Genomic DNA, 19,472 nt, shown 5'->3' with positions numbered 1-19,472 from the left:
CCGGCGGGTGCACCGAAACGGCCCGGGCGGCCGGCTGTGGAGGCCGGCCGCCCGGGCCGTTCGGTCGACGCCCGCTCAGGAGCTGAACTTGTCCTGGCCGTTCCACCAGTTCTGGCCGGGGCCGACGGCGTTGGCGTCCTCGTAGCGGTCGTGGTGGCGCCACCAGTCCCAGGGGTGCTCCAGCCCCTCCTCCTGCCGGCCCAGCACCGTCATCTCCAGGTAGTTGTAGGGGCTGAGGGTGGCCTCGCCGCCGCGGTCGAACACCGAGTTGGTGTGGAAGACCTCGTCGCCCTCGCGCAGGAAGGTGCTCACCCCGGGGATCTCACCGCGGTCCGTGGTGACGTGGAAGTCCCGGTTGAACTCGGTGCCGTAGGACGAGACCCACGGGATGTCCCAGCCCATCCGCTCGCGGAACGGCTCGATCCTGGCGATCGGCGCCAGGGCGACCATCACGAAGGAGGTGTCCCGGGCGTGCAGGTGGGAGAGGTGGCCGACCGAGTCGGCCTGCATCGAACAGCCCGGGCAGCCCTGCTCCCAGGCCGGTTCGAACATGAAGTGCCGGACGATCAGCTGACGGCGGCCGGCGAACAGGTCGAGCAGGGTGGGGTTGCCGCCCGGCGCCTCGAAGACGTACTCCTTCTCCACCTTGACCACCGGCATCGAGCGCCGGAGCACCCCGACCTCGTCCCGGAAACGGGTCAGCTCCTTCTCCCGCTCCAGCAGCTCCTTGCGGGCCGCGAGCCATTCCTCCCGGGTCACGACGGGCGGCATAGCCATGTTGTCCTCCTGGGGACAAATCCGCCCACCGGGACGGCATGGGCGGGAACGAATGCGTCGGTCCAGCGTGGCACGCGGGACGCCGCCGTGTCTTCCTCTCGATTGCCCTGACCGAAAAACAGTCCGGCCGGGTTCGGCAATTCTGAAGATGCCCACCCGGGCGGCCCGGTGGAATCGTTTCCCCGGTGACCGCCCGCACCGTACGGAAATACGGTCAGGTCACCCATCCCCAATCGCCCAGGAGGCCATGATGTCGTCCAGTGGAATACCGACGCGGGAAGAAATCGTCGACCGGGTCGCGGCGCTGGTGCCCGTCCTCCGGGAGCAGGCGGTCTGGTCCGAGGAGAACCGACGGCTGAGCGACGCGACGATCGCCACCCTGGCGGAGGCCGGCGTCTTCCGGCTGCGCACACCGCGGCGCTACGGCGGGTACGAGTGCGACACGACGACGCTGGTGCAGGTCGCCATGGAGCTCGGCCGGGCCGACGGGGCCATCGGCTGGACGTCCTCGGTGTACTGGATCCCCACCTGGATCGCCGGGCTCTTCCAGGACAGCGCCCAGGACGAGGTGTTCACCACCCCGGACCCGCGGGTCTGCGGCACCAACAGCCCGACCGGCACCGCCGTCCCGGCCGAGGGCGGCGTCGTGCTCAACGGCTCCTGGAAGTTCATCAGCGGGGCCTGGCACGCCGGCTGGCAGGAGGTCGCCGCCGTGCTGCTGCGCCCGGACGCCGAGCCGGAGCCGCTGATGCTGCTCGTCCCGATGTCCGACCTGGAGATCGCGGACGACTGGCACACCGTCGGCCTGCGCGGCAGCGGCAGCGTCACCACGCTGGCCGACCACGTCTTCGTCCCGCAGCACCGGATCATCCCGATGAGCGCGGCGATGCGCCCGCAGGGGCTCTCGCAGGCCAACGCCGACTCCCCCGTCTGGCGCACCCCGGCCACCCTGGTCGCGGCGGCCTCCGGGGTGGGCGTGGCGGTCGGTCTGGCGAAGGCGGCCAAGGAGGTCTTCTTCGAGCGGCTGCCCGGCCGGCAGATCACCTACACCGACTACACCGCGCAGAACGAGGCCCCCGTGACGCACCTTCGGGTCGCGGAGGCGGTGAACCGCATCGACCAGGCGGAGTTCCACGCCCTGCGGGCCGCGGCCGTGGTCGACGCCAAGGCGGCCAGCGGGGAGGAGTGGAAGGTCGAGGAGCGGGCGCGGGTCCGCAACGACCAGGGCGAGGCGACCCGGCTGGCGAAGCAGGCCGTCGACACCTTCGTCAGCATCAGCGGGGGTTCCGCGATCTACCTGGACGTGGCGCTCCAGCGGATCGCCCGGGACATCCAGGCCGCCGGTCTGCACGCGCTGATCAACCCGGACACCAACGCCGAGCTGTACGGGCGGATCCTCTGCGGTCTGGAGCCGAACACCCTCTACATCTGAGCCGTCCGCGGCCGGACCAGGGCCCGCCGTCCCGCTTGCCGGGGCGGCGGGCCCGTCGCCGTCGGTACCCGGCCGTCCCGCCGTCAGTGCGCCGCCATGCCGCCGGTCAGGTCGACCAGGGCCGCCGTCGTCGCGTCGGCCCGCTCCGAGGCCAGGAAGGCCGCCATGTCGCCGACCTGCGCGAGCGACGGCCCGCGGTCCAGCAGGCTGCGGGCGGCGGAGCGGCGGTTCCAGCCCTCCGCCCGGCCCGGCAGGTCGGGCAGGTCGGTCGCCAGCGTGCTCTCGATACTGGCCCGCGCCTCCGGCGAACCGGCCGAGTGCAGGCAGAGCACCCGGACACCGGCCGGGCCGACCTCGGCGGCCAGGGTCCGGGAGAACGCCTCCACCGCCGCCCAGGCCGGGCCGAAGCCGGCCGTGTAGGGGTAGGGGATGCGCGAGGGCACCGCCGTCGCCATCATGATCACGCCGCGCCCGGCGGGCACCATCCGCGCGGCCGCCGCGGTGGCGGTGGTGAACTGCGCCCGGGTGAAGTCGATGATCGGCAGCGCGAAGTCGTCGAAGGACAGCTCCCCGAGGGCCGCGCCCTGCTCCCCGCCCGGGCGGTGCGTGGAGGTGGCGCAGAACGACACGTCCAGCCGGCCCGTGCGCTCGACGACGGAGTCGACGAAGGCCTCCACGGCCTCCCGGTCGAGCGCGTCGACCTGCGCGGTGACCAGCGAGCCCGGCCACGGCCCGGCCCCGTCGGCCAGCTGCTCGTCGACCAGTTGCTCGTCGGCCAGTTGCTTGAGCGCCGCCTCGCCCCGGCCCGCCACGAACACCCGCGCGCCCTCGCGGACGAACGCCCGGGCCACCGCACCGCCGATCGCGCCGGGTCCGTAGACCACCGCCGTCTTCCCGGCCAGCAGACTCTCCATCGGGTTTCACCTTCCCTCGGGCGAGCCGGACACGCGGCCCGCGGGACTTCGGCACCGCCGTAACGGCGGGCGCGTCCGATCCACGCTAAGGAAGGTCCGGGCGGGCCGCGAGCCGAGCGGGTCCCGGTCCGCGCCGCGCTCCGGGCGACGCCGCAGGCCGCGGCGGCCGCGCGGGCGGTCCGGTCCGGCGGGCGGTCCGGCGGCCGCCCGCTGACGCACATGCGTTCGGGCCCGGCCGCGCCCGGTTCAGCCGCCCGGCACCCAGGCCGTGTGCCCGGCGGCCGGGAGCCCGTCCGGCAGCAGCACCTCGGCGACGGGGGCCCCGGTGAAGTCGGCGGTGTCGACCACCACCAGCGAGCCGCTGTCCCGCTCCCGGTCGTGCACGAGGCCCAGTACCCAGCCGTCGCCCTCCGGCGCGCCGGGGCCGCGCGGGACGAACACGCCCTCCCCCACGGTGCGGCCGGCGCCGACCCGGTGCACCGCCGTCCGCCCGGTCAGCAGGTCGTGCCGGAGCAGCGCCGTACCGGTGGCGGCGCCGCGGCCGTCCGGCCGGACGGCCGTGGTGAAGGCGTAGCGGTGCGGCAGGCCGCTGCGGCGGGGGTCGATGCCGGGCAACTCCTCCACGAAGTCGTCGAGTTGCTCCTCCAGCACGGTGCCGGAGAGCCGGTCCACCGTCCATCGCCACAGGCCCGGCGCCGCCTGCCCGGGGTCGAGCGGGTGCGCCCCGGGGCGGGGCGCCGGGTGGCGGATCGCGTCGATGACGAGGTGCCGGCCGGTCTCGTAGGCGTTGACGGGGTGGAAGACGTAGCAGGGCTCGATCTCGATCCAGAGGATGTCGTCGTCGCCGCCGTCGCGGGGCAGCAGGCCGAGCCGGGCGCCGTGCCGGTCGTCCCACTGGTAGCGCGGGCCCGGCCCGGGGCCGTCGGCGACCACCGGCAGGTCGTAGAGGACGGCGTACCGCTCGGTGAGCGAGAAGGCGTGCATCATCGGGGACTGCTTGACGGTGATCCGGCGGGCCCGCCGCACCCGGCCGGTCCGGTCGACGGCCACGTGCTCCACGTAGGGGCGGCGGTGGTCGAAGGCGACCGCGTGCAGTTCCCCGGTGACCGGGTCGAGCACCGGGTGCGAGGCGAAGCCGTTCGGCAGCGTGCCGTCGAAGTCGCCGCGGGCCACGGTGTTCAGCTCCGGGCCGAGCTCGACCGGCAGCGCGCCGTCGTCGCCGAGCGCCAGGATCCGCCCGCCGTGGCCGACCAGGGCGGCCCCGGCGTCGTCGGCGAGGGCGCGCCGCGGTCCGGGGACGGTGAGCTCGCCGAGCCGCCGGCAGGCCCGGTCGGTGCGCAGCCAGCGGCTGCGGTACCACTGCGCCTCGCCGTCCCGCAGCCGCAGCCCGTGCACCAGCGGGTCGCCGCCGTGCAGGTGGTGGCCGGCGTCCGGGCCGGCGCCCGGGCCGGCGCCGGCCGCCAGCAGCAGGCCGTCGAGTCCGGCCGGGAGTTCGCCCCGGACCCGCGGGGCGTGCACGGTCTGTTCGCCCGCGACCGGCCGGGGTTCCCGGCGGGTGGCGCGAAGAAGGGTGTCGGACTGGCTCTGCGTCAACATCGCTACCCGCCATGGCGTCTCGGCGTTACGTAACACTGTTACTATTCAGGTGTACCGCTGCCATGACAGCATGTCAACGGTGAGTCCCCGTCAAGCAGACCCCAGACTCGGCGCGCAGCTCATCGAGGCCGCCGCCCGCCTCCTCGCCGAGGAGGGCCCGCTGGCCCTCTCGACCCGCCGGCTGGCCGCCGCCGTGGGCACCTCCACCACTGCGGTCTACACCCACTTCGGCGGCATGGACGACCTGGTCCGGGCCGTGGTCCACGAGGGCTTCGTCCGGCTCAACGGCCGGATGAGCGCCATCGGCGAGGGACCCGACCCGGTGACCGACGTCGCCTCGCTCGGCCACGCCTACCGGGACAACGCCCTGGAGCACCGCTACCTGTACGGCATCATGTTCGGCGGCGCCGGCCTGGGCGGCTTCGCCCTGACCGACGCCGACCGCCAGCACGGCCGCTACACCCTGGAGATCCTGGTCCGGGCCGTCGTCCGGTGCATGACGGCCGGCCGCTTCCGGGCCCACGACGCCCAGCTGGTCGCGCACCAGATGTGGATCGCGCTGCACGGCCTGGTCACCCTGGAGCTCGGCGGCTACCTGGTCGAGCCGTACGACGCGGACGCCTGCTTCGAGGCCCAGGTCTGCGGCCTGATCGTCGGCGCCGGCGACAAACTCGCCGACACCATGGCCTCGTTGAAAACAGCGCGGGAGCTCCGGGCCTGATCTCCGGGGCCCGGGGCTCCCGCGGTCGCGGCCCGTCGGCGGGCCGTGCGGAGCGTGCGGAACGCGCCGGGGGTCAGTTCCAGGGCGCCGTCGGGAACCAGAGGTAGCCGAGCCGGCCCAGGATCCGGATGTCCCAGTAGACGATCGTGAAGACCCCGGCCACCAGGAAGGCGGCGGCGGTCAGCGCGCTCGCCCGCGCGGGCCTGGCGGCCAGCCAGCCCCGCAGCCGGTCGCCCAGGGTGACCGAGAGGAGCACGAACAGCAGCCCCATGACCACGATGTTGCCGATCGACTGGAGCACGAAGGCACCCGCGCCGTAGAACGGGTTGTGGGTGTTCGCGGCATGCCGGAAGAGGTCCCGGAAGAGCGGGTACGGGCGCCCGATCAGGAAGCCGCCGACCAGCACGCCGATCAGCACCAGCGGCGCGTTGGGGAACCGGCGGGAGAGCGCCGCCAGCGGATCGCGGACCACCCCGGCGGCGGCCAGGCCCAGCACCACCATCGCCAGGCCGATCAGACCGTAGGTGGTCATCGACTGCGCCGCCCGCGGCGAGAGGCCGCTGGTCGGGGCCGTGGCGAACTGCGGGAGGTGGGTCCCGGCCAGCCCGACCAGCGCGCCGTAGGCCGCCGAGACCGGCACCAGCCCGGCGCCGATCCACAGCAGCGGACGCACCGTCTGGAGGAGTCTGGCCCGGCGGGTCCTCTCCTGGCCGACCAGCGGGCCGACCGCGCCGAAGACCGCGATGTTGCAGGCGGTGAAGGAGCCGGCCAGGCCCGTGACGAACGCGAACAGCACCCCCGAGGCGATGCCCGCGATCGGGGTGCCGTGGGCGTCGTGCCCGAGCAGGGCGGTGGCGGTGTTGAAACCGATCTCGCGGTCGACCAGTTCGGAGTTCCAGGCGTACGCGATGAACAGGCCGCCGAGGACGCTCAGCCCGAGCGTCAGCCCGAGCCGTCCTGGGCGGTGTCCGTTGACGAACAGGGAGGTGGGAACCGCCGGACGGACGGCGGACCGGGCGTCGATCACCTTGCTCATGGCTGTGGGCCTCCTGCGGGCTGGCGGGACAGGGCGTTTGGAGTATGGGGCGCCACCGGGCGGCGGACTTCTTCCGTCCTGCCCAGTCCGCCGGCCGACCGGGTCGGGCACGTTCGGAGTAGGCCCGCCGCGTCCGCCGCCAGCACGATGTGAAGCCGGATCACCGCGGTCCACCCCGCCCCGCTGGAGGGAACGTTGGCCGGTTACTGGCGCGCGCTGCGGCGCCGCATCCTGACGCCCGACATCTCGGAGACCCTGCTCTCCACCCGTGGCTTCCACGAGAAGGACCCCGCCGCCCGGCACCTGCTGGAGAACGTCGGCGCCACCTTCCTCACCGGCTACGCGTACGCCGCCGAGGCCCGCACCCCACCCGACGCCGAGCGCCGTCTCGAACAGGTCCCGGAGGAGTTCCGGGGCTTCGCCTACGAGGGCGCGGCGATGGCCCTGGCGATGCTGGACGGCCTGCCGCTGGGCGGCCGCAACCACGTCCGCGGGCTGCTCGCCGGGCGCGGCCGGGACCACGTCTACATGGCCTACGTCGGGGTGGGCTGGGCGATGGCCCGGCTCCCCCGCTTCCGCTGGCCGGCGCTGTCCCTGGACGACCCGCTGCTGCGCTGGCTCGCCCTGGACGGCTACGGCTTCCACCAGGCCTACTTCCGCACCGCCGAGTACGTCCACGGGCACCGGCGGGACACCGATCTGCCCTGGCCCTGCGACGGACCCCGCGACTACGTCCCGCACGCCGTCGACCAGGGGGTCGGCCGGGCCTGCTGGTTCGTCGGCGGCGCCGACCCCGAGCGGGTGGCCGACCTGCTCGACCGGTTCCCCGAGGAACGCCGGCCCGACCTCTACAGCGGCGCCGGGCTGGCGGCCACCTACGCGGGCGGCGGCGACGAGGCGGAGCTGCGGGCCTTCCTGCGGCGGGCGGAGAAGTACCGGGGCGAGGTCGCCCAGGGCTCCGTCTTCGCCGCCACCGCCCGGATCGAGGCCGGGCTGGTCACCGAGCACACCCGGCTGGCCGCCCGCGTCCTGTGCGGCCTGACCCCGGAGGAGGCCGCGGAGTTCAGCACCGCCGTCCGGCCGGTGCCGGTGGTGGACGGCGAGCTGCCCGCGTACGAGGTGTGGCGCCGCACGATCGCCGCCCGGTTCGCATCCCGCCCGGGCGCGGTCGTATGAGCACCGTCGCCCGGCCCGGCGGACGGCCGCCGGGGCCGTCCCGCCGGCGCACCCTGGACCTGCTGACCCGGATGGCCCGGGACCGGCTCTCCGTGATGACCTGGGCGGCGCGCACCTACGGCGACGCCGTCCGGCTGCCGCTCGGCCCGAAGACGCTGCACTTCTTCAACCATCCGGACCACGCCCGGCGGGTGCTCTCCGACAACGGCGCCAACTACCACAAGGGGATCGGCCTCACCCACGCCCGGCGGGCGCTCGGGGACGGGCTGCTCACCAGTGAGGGCGCGCTCTGGCGGCAGCAGCGGCGGACCATCCAGCCGGCCTTCCAGCCCAAGCGGCTGGCCCAGCAGGCCGCCGCCGTCGGGGAGGAGGCCGAGAAGCTGGTCGCCCGGCTGCTGGCCCGGCCGCCCGGGGAGCCGGTCGACATCCGGCAGGAGATGACCGGTCTGACGCTCGGTGTCCTCGGCCGGACGCTGCTCGACGCGGACCTCGACGCCTACGAGGGCATCGGCGAGCACTTCGAGACCGTCCAGGACCAGGCGATGTTCGAGATGATGTCGCTCGGGGCGGTGCCCACCTGGATCCCGCTGCCGGGGCAGACCCGGTTCCGCCGGGCCCGCGCCGAGCTCGAACGGATCACCGCCACACTGGCGGCCGAACGGGCCTCGGCGTCGACCGGGGGCCGGGACGACGTGCTCTCCCGGCTGGTCGAGTCCAGCCGGGACGACCCGCCGGCCGTGCGCCGGCTACGGGTGCGCGACGAACTGGTGACCCTGCTGCTGGCCGGGCACGAGACCACCGCGTCCACCCTGAGCTGGACCTTCCACCTGGCGGCCCGGCACCCGCAGGTCTGGGAGCGGCTGCACGAGGAGGCCGTCGAGGTGCTCGGCGACCGCCCGGTCGGCATCGGGGACGTCCACCGGCTCGGCTACACCACCATGGTGCTGCAGGAGGTGATGCGGCTCTACCCGCCGGTCTGGATCCTGCCCCGCAAGGCGCTCGCCGAGGACGAGATCGGCGGGTACCGGGTGCCGGCCGGCGCCGATGTGCTGATCTGCCCGTACACCCTGCACCGGCACCCGGAGTTCTGGGACCACCCGAACCGCTTCGACCCGGAGCGGTTCACCCCCGAGCGCGCCGCGCACCGCTCCCGGTACAGCTATCTGCCGTTCGGCGCCGGGCCGCGGGTCTGCGTCGGCAGCGGGCTCGGCATGATGGAGGCCGCCGTCGTCACCGCGGCGGTCGCCCGCCGGGTGCGGCTCACCGAGGTGCCCGGGTACCCGGTCGTCCCCGAGCCCATGCTGACCCTGCGGGTGCGGGGCGGGCTGCCGATGACGGTCCGGCCGGTCGGCTGAACCACCCGTACGAGAAGACCCCCGGGCCCGCCGGCCCGGGGGTCTTCTCGCGGTCCTGACGCCCTGCCGGCACCCGTCCGGACAGCACGCAGGCCCGGCCGTGCAGCGGCCCTCCCGGTGAGGGCCGCTGCACGGCCGGGCACAGCCGCCCCCGGCCCTCCCGATCGGGACCGGGAGGGCCGGGGAACAGGCTCAGGAACGGCCGAGCGGGTGGAACCCGCCGGCGTGGAAGACCAGCGCCGGCTCCGCCTCGCCGCGCCCCAGTCCGAGGACGGACCCGACCAGGATCGAGTGGTCCCCGCCGTCGTGCACGGCGGCCAGCCCGCATTCCAGCCAGGCCAGCGCGCCGGTGAGCAGCGGCGCGCCGGTGTGCCGCCCGGGGGACGCCGGGACGCCCTCGAACTCGGCCGCGCCGCGCGGCCGGTGGCGGTCCGCGAAGTAGCGGGCGAGCTTCTCCTGGCGGTCGGAGAGCACCGACACCGCGAAGCCCCCCTCCGCCAGGATCCGGTCGTGCACGGCGGCCGTGCGCACCACGCACACCAGGACGAGCGCCGGGTCGAGCGAGACCGAGGTGAACGAGTTCGCCGTCATCCCGCACGGGTTCTCCCGTCCGGCCGTCAGCACGGTGACGCCGGTGGCGAAGGCGCCGAGCGCTCCGCGCAGGGCCGAGCGGTCATGCACCCCGCGCGGGAGGCGCTCGGACAGCCCGGCCGGCTCAGGCGGCCCGGCCAACCCGGACAGCCCAGGCAGCCCAGGCAGCCCGGACAGCCGGGCCGGTGTCCCGGGCGCCGCCGGTACGGGCGGTGCGGTGAGCCCGGTCAGGGACCGGCCGTCAGTGGCGCCCACGGCCTACACCCCGCTTCCGCTGCGGACCGGAACGGGCTCCGGGACGTCCGGGACGGCGCCGGCGGCGTAGGGCGCCAGCGCCAGCCGCAGCGGCTCGGGCACCCGGGCCGGGCGGGTGTCGTTGTTCGGCCCCCGCATGCAGGCCACCCGCTGCCGGCCCCGCGCGACCAGGTCCTCGCCGCCCTCGCGGAGCCGGACGTAGTCGAAGGTGAAGCCGATCTGGGTCTGGGTGAGGTCCTCCAGCCGCATCCGGATCGACAGCTCGTCGAAGGCGGTGATCTCGGCGAAGAACTCGCAGTCCACCTTGAGGGTGAACAGCTTCAGGTCGTCGCGGATGTCCGCCAGCACCTCGGGCGCCCGCTCCCGGAGGAAGAGCTCGCGGCAACGCCCCTGCCACCGGACGTAGTTGACGTAGTAGACGTTGCCCACCAGGTTGGTCTCCTCGAAGCCGACCAGATGGCGGTGCTCGAAGTACGGCCGGTCGCTCACTCGTCCCCCTCGGTCAGGATGGCGAACACCACGGGCTCCCGGAGCCCGCGCAGTGCGGTCGGAAAGGTCGCGACGCGGGCGGCGCCGGAACGCAGCACCAGCCAGCCGTCCAGGCCGGTGGCCGGGCCGGTCGCGGGCCCGGTCGCGGGGTCGGCGGTGAGCCGCCCGAGCGCCCGGCCGTGCTTGCGCAGGCACTCGACCGCTCCCCAGACCCGGGTGGCGGCCACGGACAGCTCCTCGGTCTGCTCGGCCGCGATCAGCCGGGCCAGGGCGAGGCCGTCGGCCCCGAGCAGGCCGGCCCAGTCCTCGGCGGTGCGCTCGTCGACGGTCTGGACGTCGCAGGCGACCGGCCGCTCCCCCGCCACCGCGAAGGTCACGCCCGCGCCGTGCGAGGAGGAGACGGTGGGCCCGCCCTCGATCTCGGGGCGGCCGTCCGGGCGGTAGCGGACCGTGGCCGGTCCGCCCACCAGCCGGGCGACGGCCTCGGCGGTGCGCTGCCGCCGTTCGGCGGTGCCCCGGGGCGGGGCGCCGTCGTCCGGGTGGACGACGCAGTCGACGGCGGCGGACAGCAGGAGTTCGGCCCGGCGCTCCAGGTAGGGGCCGAGCAGGACGGGCTCCCACGGACCGCGGCCGTCCTGCTTGCGGACGGCCTGGAGCCGCAGCCCCCGCCAGCTCTCGACCAGGGCGTCGTCGTGGTCGCGGACGTCCAGGTCGTAGAGGTAGGTGTCACCGTCGCGCAGGCGCTCGACGGCGTGCAGGACGAGCGGGCCGGACGCGCCGGCCCCCGGGCCGGCGGGGTGCAGCCGCTCGACGCCGACCGGCAGCAGGGTGGCGTCCGGGACGCAGCACTGGATGGCGTGCATGAGGGTGTCCCGGGCGCCGGGGTCGCCGAGGACCAGGCCGTCCGGCAGGTAGCCGGCGAACCAGGGGGCGTCCGCGCGGGTGGAGACCTCGGCGACGCACTGCTTGGCGGCCAGCGCCCGGTAGCCGAGCAGCCGCTGGAAGCGGCCGCCCTGGAAGAGCACCGGTCCGTAGAGGTCGCGGGCCGGGTCCAGCGGGACGGCGCCGCCGGGTGCCGTCCCGAGGGCGGCGGGGGCGGGGGCGTCGAACCGCAGGGTGGCGCGGAAGTGGTCGGCCTGGTAGCCGGTCTCGCTGCTGCGGATGACGGTCCGGACCGTGCCGTCCTCGGCGGCGAGGACGGCCACCCGGATGGTGGTGGTGCCGTCGGTCGGCACCACGATCGGCCGCAGGAACTCCGCGTCCTGGAGCGCCGGCGGTGTGCCGTGCCCGGTCAGGGCGGCGGCGCACTGGGTCATCGCCTCCATGCCGAGGACGGCGGGGAAGAGCAGCGAGCCGTCGAGCAGGTGGTCGCCGAGGTAGGGGTCGGTGGCGTCCGACAGGTCGGTCTCGGCGACGAGTTCGACGCCGGGGTGGTGCACCAGGAGGCGGTCGAGGAAGCGGTACAGCGGCAGTTCGGCCGTCTCGTGGGTGAGGGTCGGCAGGGATCCGGTGCGGCCGGCCACCACCAGGGTGCCGGGGGCCGTCCGGTCGGCGATCAGACGGCCGAGCAGCGCGACGCCCTCCTCGGCCGGGATGGGTTCGATGCCGGCCCGGAGCAGCGACTCCAGGACGCCGAGCCGTTCGCCCATGCCGGTGCCGGACCAGACCGACCATTCGAGCGCGAGGCAGCGGCAGTCGGGGTAGTCCTCCCGGACCCGGTCGGTGAGGTCGGTGAGCCAGTCGTTGGCGGTGGCGTAGTCGCCCTCGCCGCGCAGTCCGGCCCGGCCGATGATGCTGCCGAAGGTGACCAGCAGCCGCAGGGAGGCGGGGTCGGTCACCGCGAGGACGTTCTCCAGGCCGGTGATCTTGGTGGCGAGGGTGCGCCGGAAGGACGCCTCGTCGAGGTCGGCGAGGGCGTGCGGCACATTGCGGCCGGCGCCGTGCAGGACGGCGGTGACCGGGCCCAGGACGGCGTGGATCCGGGCGACGGCCGTCTTGACCTCGTCGGCGGCGGTCACATCGGCCCGGACGTAGTGGTAGGAGACGCCGGCGGCGGCCATCCGCTCCAGGTTGGCGGCGAGTTCGGGGTCGTCGTCCGGGTCGGAGCGGCCGAGCAGACCGATGGCGGTGCCGGTGGCGCGGGCCAGCCCGAGGGCGCACTCGGCGGTGATGCCCTTGCCGCCGCCGGTCACCAGCAGGACGTCGCCGGTCCCGAGGCCGAGGTCGGCGCCCTCCTCGGCGGCCGCGGTCGGGTGGGGGCGCAGGACGGGGACGCGGCGGGTGCCGTCGGGGTCGTAGTGCACCTCGGCGAAGCCCCGGGTGGCCGCGACGTCGGCGACGATCCGGGCGACGGTGTCGGCGCCCGGTCCGGCGTCCGGGCCGGTGTCCCGGCCGGGCGCGAGCGGCAGGGTGATCACGGTGGTGGCGACCGCGGGCGCCTCCAGGTGCAGGGTCCTGGCCAGTCCGGCGGCGCCGCGCCGGTCGCCCACGGCGACCAGGCGGACCGGTCCGGCCGCGGAGAGTGCCGCCCGGGCGGCGTCGAGCATCAGGCCGGCGTGCCGCTCGTCGCAGTCGGCGGGCAGGCAGAGCAGCACGCCGTCGCCGAGTCCGGCCCGGCCGAGGGCGCGGTGCAGGTCCTCCGCCAGCGGGTGGTGGGGGGTGCTGAAGAGCTGCCAGTCGCCCCCCGGCCGGGGGGCGCCGGCCGGTCCCGCGGCGGCCGGGACGAGGTCGACCGCGTAGGCCCGCACCCAGGGGGCGACCCCCTGGACGGCCGCCGCACCGTCCGTCCCGGGGCCGTCGCCGTCGCCGAGCTCGTCGAGCAGTCCGGCGAGTTCGGCCAGGGTCGAGGTGGCGAAGGCGGAGGTGGCCATCGGCACGGACCGGCCGAGTTCACGGGCGGTGTCGTTGACGATCTGGCCGACCGTGATGGAGCTGAGGTGCAGCTCGTCCAGCGGGTTCATGCCGCCGTGCACCGCCGCGAGCGGCAGCTCCGCGCGCTCGGCGGCGAGCCGGAGCAGGACGGCGAGCGTGTCGTCGCCGCCGTCGGACGGCGTCTCCCGGTCCGCCGTCCGGGCGCGTTCGCGGGCCGGGGCCGGCTCGGAGCGCTCCGCCGGGCGGGCCGCCGCCGTGGTGCCGAAGTCGCCTTCGGGGGCCTCCTCGCAGGGGCTGGCGAAGAACCGGAACTCCTTGTCCAGCGGCAGCGGGCGGACCAGCCGGTCCGCGAAGAGCGCCGCGTGCTCGACGGGCGCGCCCATCGTCCAGGCTGCGGCCGTCGCGCCGAGCAGGCCGGCCAGCGAGGTGCCGTCGGTGTCGAGCGAGAGCACCGGGACGGTGGGCGCGATCTCGGCCGCCAGGCCGCGCAGCACCCGCCCGGGGCCGACCTCCAGCAGCAGGTCGGTGTCGGCGGCCAGGGCGGAAAGGGCCTCGGCGAAGCGGACCGGGTCGAGCACCTGCCGGGTCAGCAGGGCGCGCGGGTCCGTCCCCTCGGCCAGTTCGGCGCCGGTGACGGTCGAGAACATCCGGCCGTGCGGCGCGGTGAACGGGACGGTCGCCAGGTGCTCCGCGAACGCGTGGGCGGCCGGTTCGACCGCGGGCGAGTGGAAGGCGTGCGAGACGTTGATCCGGTTGCTGCCGAGCCCCTGCCGGGAGGCCCGGGCGCAGACCCGTTCGACCGCGTCGACCGGGCCGGACACCACCGTCTGGGTCGGGCCGTTGTATCCGGCGACGACCACCGGGAGCCCGTCCAGCAGCGGCTCGACCTCGGCGGGCGGCGCGGCGATCCCGGCCATCGTGCCGTTGCCGTCACTGGCGTGTGCCATCACCCGGCCGCGCACGGCGACGGTCTCCAGCAGGGCGGACTCGTCGAGGGCGCCCGCCCAGTGCAGCGTGGTGAGTTCGCCCAGGCTGTGCCCGACGGCACCGACCGCCTCGATGCCGAGGGCGGCGAGCACCCGCAGGCCGGCGACGGAGGAGGTCACGATGCGCGGCTGGGCGACGTCGGTGGCGACCAGGTCCCCGTCGGCGGGCAGCCGCAGGTCGCGGTAGAGCGCGTCGACGGTGGCGAACCTGCGGCGCAGCGCGCCGCCGTCGCCCCGGCGTCCGGCGCCCTGCCCGGGGAAGAGCAGGCCGATCCGGGGCCGGGCCGAGCCGACCCCGAGGAACACCCCGCCGGCCGGGTCGACGACGGCGCGGGTGCCGCCGTCGAGGAGGCCGAGCAGGTGCTCGAAGCGCCGGGCGGCCTCCTGCGGGTTGGCCGCGAGGACGGCCGCCCGGACCGGTCGGCCGGCCAGCCGGGACTGCAGGGTGGCGGCGAGGTCCGCCAGTTCGGCGTAGGAGAGGCGGGCGGTCAGGTCGGCGAGGTGGGCGGCCGAGGCCCGCAGGTCGGCCGGGCTCACGGCGTCCACGAGCAGCAGCTCGCAGTCCTGCCGGGAGCGGACCAGCCGTTCGGTGGTCCGTCCGAGGGCGCTCTTGCGGACGCCGTCGGCGTGCTCGACCACCACGTGGGCGTTGATGCCGCCGAAGCCCATGGAGGAGACCCCGGCGCGGATCGGCGCCTCGGCCGGCCACAGTTCGGCGGTGTCCGGGACGCGCAGCGCGGGCTGCTGTCCGGTGAGTTCGGCCTGCGGCTCGGTGTGGCCGGTGGCGGGCGGGATGATCTGGTGGCGCACCGCCAGGATGGCCTTGAGCAGCCCGGCCACCCCGGCGGCGGCCTTGGTGTGCCCGATGTTGCCCTTGATGGTGCTGATGGCCGCGGGCGGGGCGGTGGCGTCGGCGGCCCGGCGGGCCTGCGAGAAGGCGCGCAGTTCGGTGGCGTCGCCGACGGCCGTGCCGGTGCCGTGGCCCTCCAGGTAGTGGACCGAGTCGATGCCGAACCCGGCCGCCCGGTAGGCCCGTTCGATGGCCAGCCGGTGTCCCTGGACCTCGGGGCGGGTGATGCCGCCGCGGCCGTCCGAGGAGTAGCCCCAGCCGGGCAGGGTGGCGTAGCGGAACCGGCCCTGCGCGCGGGCGTCCTCGTCGCGCATCAGGACGAGCATGCCGCAGCCCTCGCCGGGCCAGAAGCCGTTGGAGTGCCGGTCGTAGACGCGCATCTCGCCGGTGGCGAGGGCGCCGGTCTTGGCGAAGCCGATCAGTTCGAACGGGTCGATGCTGAGGTCGACCCCGCCGGCGACGGCGACGTCGAACCGGCCGTCGGCGAGCGCGTCGGCGGCGGTGATGACGGAGAGCAGGGAGGAGGAGCAGGCCCCGTCGACGGTGAAGCCGCCGCCCTTGAAGTCGAAGTGGTTGCAGATCCGGCCGGCGATCGTGTTGGCCAGGCCGCCGGCCAGGGTGTCCTCGCCGATCGGCGGGAACGGGCTCTTGTAGCGCTCCTCCAGTCCGTCCAGGAACTCGCCGAGCGCGGCGTCGTCCCAGCCCTGTTCGCGCAGCGCGGCGCCGACCGTCCGGCGGACGTAGGGCCAGCGCAGGCGCATGACGTTGGCGCGGCTGAACTCGCCGGTCAGGGTGTTGCCGACGACGACGCCGGTGTTGGCGTCGGCGAGCCCGTGACCGGCCGGGAAGCCGGCGTCGGCGAGGGCCCGGGCGGCGGTGTCGAGGGCCAGCCAGTGCGTCATGTCGGTGGCGCGGAAGGTGCTGCCGGCGACCCGGTGCTCGACCCGGTCGAACTCGAAGCCCTCGATGACGGCCGCGTTGGGGCTGTAGAAGCGGTCCGGTGCGGCGGGGTCGGGGTCGTAGTAGTCGGCCGCCCGCATCCGCTCGTCGGGGATGCGGCGGAAGGCCCGGCGCCCGGCCAGGACGTTCTGCCACAGCTGCTGGGGGGAGTCGGCGTCGGGGTAGCGGCAGGCGATGCCGACGACGGCGATGCGGCGGTCGCTCATACCGACACCGCCTCGGTGCCGGACTGCCGGCCGACCGCCTGCGGGTTGCCGGCCGCGCCGAGCGGGCCGGCCGCGGCGCGCTCGCGGCGTCGCTTGAGCAGGTGGGCGACCCACCAGCCGCCGCCGCGCAGCGCGCAGGCGAGGGAGGTGGCGAAGAACAGCGTGTAGACGACGTTGAAGACCATCAGGAGGCCGTAGATCATGGCCACCCCGGAGCCGAACATGAACTGCGGCCAGGCCTTGGACGGGGTGGTGCCGGGGTCGCTGATCATGTAGTTGGTGAAGAGGACGAACGCCACCCCGGTCATCACGCCGAGCGCGGAGTAGAGCGAGACGTCCCAGATCCAGTGCCGGAGGAACGCCTGGATGGCGAAGCCGCCGAGCCAGCCCACGATCAGCGGGGTGCGCTTGGTCAGCAGGGAGTTGATCACCGTGCCGGCGGTGGCGATGATCAGCGGGATCATCATCCGGAAGAAGGTGTTGGCGTTCTCGGTGAACTCGTAGGGCGGGGCGATGCTCAGCCAGGAGCCGAAGCAGAGCAGCGAGACGGTGATCCCGAAGTTCGACGGGTTCATGAAGTGGCGCATCCGCCCGGCCACCGGGGCCTGGAGGGCGTGCTTGCCGGAGACGCCGACGACCACCGCGAAGAGCATCGCGATCAGCTGGTTGTTGACGTAGAGGAGCATGTTCGCGGCCAGCGCGGTGATGTGCGACGGCAGGAGGAACTCGTAGACGCCGCGCACGCCGTGGCCGAGGAACCGCGGCCCGCGCTTCTGCGCCCAGGCGCTCAGCAGCTCGAAGGCGATCTCGGTGGCGTAGCCGGTGAGCACCGCCAGGATCGGCCAGAGCCAGGGCTGCTCGAAGCCGAGCAGGGTGTAACCGAAGATGTTGAACACGCTGATGGAGAGCGCGAAGTTGCGCAGGGCGAGGTAGCGGGGGTCGGGCTTCGGCTTCGGTCCGGGCGCGGGCGACGGGGACGCGCCGGCCGGTACGCCGCTGACGGGTGACTGTACGGTCGCGGTCATCGGCTCGGGACCTCCTTGATGTCGCTGGTGAGTTCGAGGGTGTGGGTGCCCGGGGTCAGCTGGGTCGTCTTCTGGTGCGGGGTGCCGCCGGCGTCGCGCCATTCGAGGCTCACCGTCACCGGGCCGCTCGTGGCGCCGAGGCCGAAGTGCACGTCGAAGCTGCGGAATCCGCCGTGGCCGCCACCGCCGTCGAGCTGGGAGACCTGGGTGCCGAGGGCCGAGGTCACCTTGACCCGGGCGCCGTAGGCGGGCGATCCGGTGCCCGCCAGGCCCTGGCCGGCCGCGCTGTCGCCGGCCGGGCGGTAGAGCTTCAGGTTGAGGTAGTCGCCGCGGTTGGACGCCATGTTGGCGTAGAAGGCGGGCGGGCCCCACTGACGGGCCACCGCGAAGTCGAGGGCGCCGGTACCGGTGGTGTCACCGGTGGCGATGCCCCGGGTGGGGGTGGGGACGGCGAGGCCGAGCTGCTTGCTGACGTTGGCGTAGACGCCGTTGGCGGTCTTGGCGTAGAAGCCGAGCACGTTGTCGCCGGCGAGGTCGTCACCGGGCTGCACGTGCGGCCACATCCGGGGGTTGGAGAGCAGGTTGTCGTTGCTCATGGCGAGTTCCTGGAGCCACGGCCAGCGGTCGATGTTCCCCTTGACGAAGCCGGTGGCCTGGATGACGGAGAGGTCGCCGTTGTTGAGGAAGTCGCCCATCTTGGCGTCCCAGCCCCAGCCGGTCCAGGCCATGCCGTGCTCCTGGGCCTTCTGGGTGAACGGCGCCGTGCCGCGTTCGAGCTGCCGCTTCATGTCGGCCTCGTCCTTCGCCTCGTTGACCCAGACGAAGTTGCTCTCCTCCAGGCCCCAGGCCTCGGTGATGTTGCTGACGAACATGTCGAAGTTGCCGTTGTGGTTGAGGTCGCCGAAGTCGACGCCCATGCCCTTGAAGGAGCCCTTGCCGAGGACGAACGACTTCGGGGTGGTGGGCGTCCGCTCCCCGGTGGCCTCGGTGAACCGGATCTTCCCCGGGGTGGAGCGGTTGTACAGCAGGTGGGCGTGGCCGAAGTCGTTGGCGATGTAGAGCTCGGGGAGCGCGTCGGAGGTCAGGTCGGCGCCGGAGATGGCCAGCGTCCACCCGGTGGAGGCGTCGTAGGGGATCGCGTCCTTCTCCTCCACGAAGGCGGCGGTGGGGTCGCTGCCGGTGGTGGCGGACACCCAGCGCAGCACGTGGTCGCCGCCGGCGTTGCGGGCGCTGGAGAGGGAGTCGTTCATCGCCACGTTGTTGAGGCCGTGCGGGTCCAGGACGTCGGAGTCCGGGAAGTAGTTGCCGATCACGATGGACGGGTGGCCGCTGCCGTCGAGGTCGCCGACGTAGTCCGCGTCGGTGTTCCAGCGCGGGCCGTGGTACTTGCCGTCCGGCGAGGCGGTGGGCACGACCTCGCGCGGCACGTACGCGCCGGGCGCCGGCTCGGTGGCGTCGGTCCTGGCCATGAAGAGGATCGGGGTCCGGCCCCAGTAGGTGACCAGCAGGTCCATCCGGCCGTCGCCGTTGAAGTCGCCCGGGGTGCAGCCGGTGGGCGCCATCGCGGCGTCCATCGGCAGCGGCGCCGCGTCGAGGACGAAGGGGGTGAAGCGGTCGCCGGGCCGGGCGGTCGGCGTGTAGGTGACGATCACCTGGTCGGTCCGGGTGTCGACGATGCACATGCCATCGGCGACGCCGTGTCCGGTCAGGTCGTTGATGGCGATGCTGGCGCCGACCGAGGAGATCCACGAACGGATCTTGTAGTAGGCCGGGTTGACCTCCCGGACGGTCTTCATCGGGCGGTTCTCGTAGCCCGGTGGCATCGCGATCGGCAGTTCCTGGAAGGCGTACGCGGCGGCTGCCTCGTCACCTCCGGCCACCGCCACGGAGGTCCTGACCGCGAAGAACAGGGAGGCGGCGACCACGATGGTCGCCACCCCCGGTATCATCCGGCGAAACCGCTCACGGAGAGGCATCTCATTCCCTTCGGATCGGGCACGGACGGAACTGCCAGGACCAGTGAAATACCGTCAAAAGAACGGCGGATATGGCCAGGAGTTCGCAGAATGAATGATGGATCGGAGTCCGCGGAAAACGCTTCTCCCGCATTGCCCACCGATACGGCCGATATGGGCACGTTCGGAGAAGACCGCGGCCCGGGCACGTGTGATGCTCTCCGGCAGATCGCCCGAGCGCACGCCCCGTGGATCCACCACGAACGGGGGTGCCGCC

General features: G+C 74.2%; 13 protein-coding genes. 4 read left to right on the top strand and 9 right to left on the bottom strand.

Features of this window, described 5'->3' with window-relative positions; genetic code table 11:
- Positions 1-75: 75 nt before the first annotated feature.
- Entirely contained in the window at positions 76-777 is a 702-nt protein-coding gene (locus tag ACIO5D_RS02835) for a DUF899 domain-containing protein (RefSeq protein WP_400793732.1), read from the bottom strand.
- A 250-nt stretch (positions 778-1,027) separates the two neighbouring features.
- On the opposite strand from ACIO5D_RS02835, the gene ACIO5D_RS02830 reads away from it, so the two are divergent.
- Positions 1,028-2,209 (top strand): acyl-CoA dehydrogenase family protein, encoded by a 1,182-nt coding sequence (locus ACIO5D_RS02830; RefSeq protein WP_400793731.1) that lies wholly within the window; start codon positions 1,028-1,030, stop codon positions 2,207-2,209.
- An 83-nt stretch (positions 2,210-2,292) separates the two neighbouring features.
- On the opposite strand, the gene ACIO5D_RS02825 is transcribed toward ACIO5D_RS02830, so the two are convergent.
- Together ACIO5D_RS02825 and ACIO5D_RS02820 are read right to left on the bottom strand one after the other, a co-directional pair.
- Positions 2,293-3,123, bottom strand: coding sequence for an SDR family NAD(P)-dependent oxidoreductase (locus ACIO5D_RS02825; RefSeq protein ID WP_400793730.1), 831 nt, complete (start codon positions 3,121-3,123; stop codon positions 2,293-2,295).
- A gap of 246 nt (positions 3,124-3,369) precedes the next feature.
- Entirely contained in the window at positions 3,370-4,719 is a 1,350-nt protein-coding gene (locus tag ACIO5D_RS02820; RefSeq protein ID WP_400793729.1) for a carotenoid oxygenase family protein, read from the bottom strand.
- Positions 4,720-4,798: 79 nt separating this feature from the next.
- On the opposite strand from ACIO5D_RS02820, the gene ACIO5D_RS02815 reads away from it, so the two are divergent.
- Positions 4,799-5,440, top strand: a complete 642-nt coding sequence (locus ACIO5D_RS02815; protein WP_363608265.1) for a TetR/AcrR family transcriptional regulator — start codon at positions 4,799-4,801, stop codon at positions 5,438-5,440.
- Between the two features lie 73 nt (positions 5,441-5,513).
- Here ACIO5D_RS02815 and ACIO5D_RS02810 read toward each other — a convergent pair whose 3' ends face one another.
- Positions 5,514-6,476 carry a hypothetical protein gene (locus ACIO5D_RS02810; RefSeq protein WP_363608267.1) on the bottom strand — a complete coding sequence of 321 codons (963 nt, stop codon included), beginning with the start codon at positions 6,474-6,476 and terminating at the stop codon, positions 5,514-5,516.
- 195 nt (positions 6,477-6,671) lie between these two features.
- Between ACIO5D_RS02810 and ACIO5D_RS02805 the strand changes: the two genes are divergently transcribed.
- Together ACIO5D_RS02805 and ACIO5D_RS02800 are read left to right on the top strand one after the other, a co-directional pair.
- On the top strand, positions 6,672-7,652 hold the full coding sequence (locus ACIO5D_RS02805; protein WP_363608269.1) for a DUF1702 family protein: 981 nt from the start codon (positions 6,672-6,674) through the stop codon (positions 7,650-7,652).
- Entirely contained in the window at positions 7,649-9,007 is a 1,359-nt protein-coding gene (locus tag ACIO5D_RS02800) for a cytochrome P450 (protein WP_400756996.1), read from the top strand. The genes ACIO5D_RS02805 and ACIO5D_RS02800 overlap by 4 nt, the downstream gene beginning before the upstream one ends.
- 192 nt (positions 9,008-9,199) lie before the next feature.
- Here ACIO5D_RS02800 and ACIO5D_RS02795 read toward each other — a convergent pair whose 3' ends face one another.
- From ACIO5D_RS02795 to ACIO5D_RS02775, 5 genes are all read right to left on the bottom strand, one after another.
- Positions 9,200-9,712 carry a flavin reductase family protein gene (locus ACIO5D_RS02795; protein WP_363608317.1) on the bottom strand — a complete coding sequence of 171 codons (513 nt, stop codon included), beginning with the start codon at positions 9,710-9,712 and terminating at the stop codon, positions 9,200-9,202.
- A gap of 144 nt (positions 9,713-9,856) precedes the next feature.
- Positions 9,857-10,342: an acyl-CoA thioesterase gene (locus tag ACIO5D_RS02790; RefSeq protein WP_363608273.1), complete on the bottom strand. Its 486-nt coding sequence runs from the start codon at positions 10,340-10,342 to the stop codon at positions 9,857-9,859.
- A complete protein-coding gene (locus ACIO5D_RS02785) occupies positions 10,339-16,215 on the bottom strand; it encodes an SDR family NAD(P)-dependent oxidoreductase (RefSeq protein WP_400793728.1) in 5,877 nt (1,958 codons plus the stop codon). Before ACIO5D_RS02785 ends, ACIO5D_RS02790 begins: the two co-directional genes overlap by 4 nt.
- Positions 16,212-17,240 carry a hypothetical protein gene (locus ACIO5D_RS02780; protein WP_363608277.1) on the bottom strand — a complete coding sequence of 343 codons (1,029 nt, stop codon included), beginning with the start codon at positions 17,238-17,240 and terminating at the stop codon, positions 16,212-16,214. The genes ACIO5D_RS02785 and ACIO5D_RS02780 overlap by 4 nt, the downstream gene beginning before the upstream one ends.
- Positions 17,237-19,216, bottom strand: coding sequence for a CRTAC1 family protein (locus ACIO5D_RS02775; RefSeq protein WP_400793727.1), 1,980 nt, complete (start codon positions 19,214-19,216; stop codon positions 17,237-17,239). Before ACIO5D_RS02775 ends, ACIO5D_RS02780 begins: the two co-directional genes overlap by 4 nt.
- Positions 19,217-19,472: the final 256 nt, after the last annotated feature.

This window comes from Kitasatospora sp. NPDC087315, assembly GCF_044744345.1.
In the GTDB taxonomy this organism is placed as follows: Bacteria; Actinomycetota; Actinomycetes; order Streptomycetales; family Streptomycetaceae; genus Kitasatospora.
Note: the sequence above shows the minus strand (reverse complement) of the source record. Positions and strands in the feature narration are given on the sequence as shown.

What these genes read in the sequence shown, in the direction of transcription:
- ACIO5D_RS02835 (WP_400793732.1), bottom strand. Translation starts at nt 777, where the DNA reads ATGGCTATGCCGCCCGTCGTGACCCGGGAGGAATGGCTCGCGGCCCGC.
- ACIO5D_RS02830 (WP_400793731.1), top strand. Translation starts at nt 1,028, where the DNA reads ATGTCGTCCAGTGGAATACCGACGCGGGAAGAAATCGTCGACCGGGTC.
- ACIO5D_RS02825 (WP_400793730.1), bottom strand. Translation starts at nt 3,123, where the DNA reads ATGGAGAGTCTGCTGGCCGGGAAGACGGCGGTGGTCTACGGACCCGGC.
- ACIO5D_RS02820 (WP_400793729.1), bottom strand. Translation starts at nt 4,719, where the DNA reads ATGTTGACGCAGAGCCAGTCCGACACCCTTCTTCGCGCCACCCGCCGG.
- ACIO5D_RS02810 (WP_363608267.1), bottom strand. Translation starts at nt 6,476, where the DNA reads ATGAGCAAGGTGATCGACGCCCGGTCCGCCGTCCGTCCGGCGGTTCCC.
- ACIO5D_RS02800 (WP_400756996.1), top strand. Translation starts at nt 7,649, where the DNA reads ATGAGCACCGTCGCCCGGCCCGGCGGACGGCCGCCGGGGCCGTCCCGC.
- ACIO5D_RS02785 (WP_400793728.1), bottom strand. Translation starts at nt 16,215, where the DNA reads ATGAGCGACCGCCGCATCGCCGTCGTCGGCATCGCCTGCCGCTACCCC.
- ACIO5D_RS02780 (WP_363608277.1), bottom strand. Translation starts at nt 17,240, where the DNA reads ATGACCGCGACCGTACAGTCACCCGTCAGCGGCGTACCGGCCGGCGCG.
- ACIO5D_RS02775 (WP_400793727.1), bottom strand. Translation starts at nt 19,216, where the DNA reads ATGCCTCTCCGTGAGCGGTTTCGCCGGATGATACCGGGGGTGGCGACC.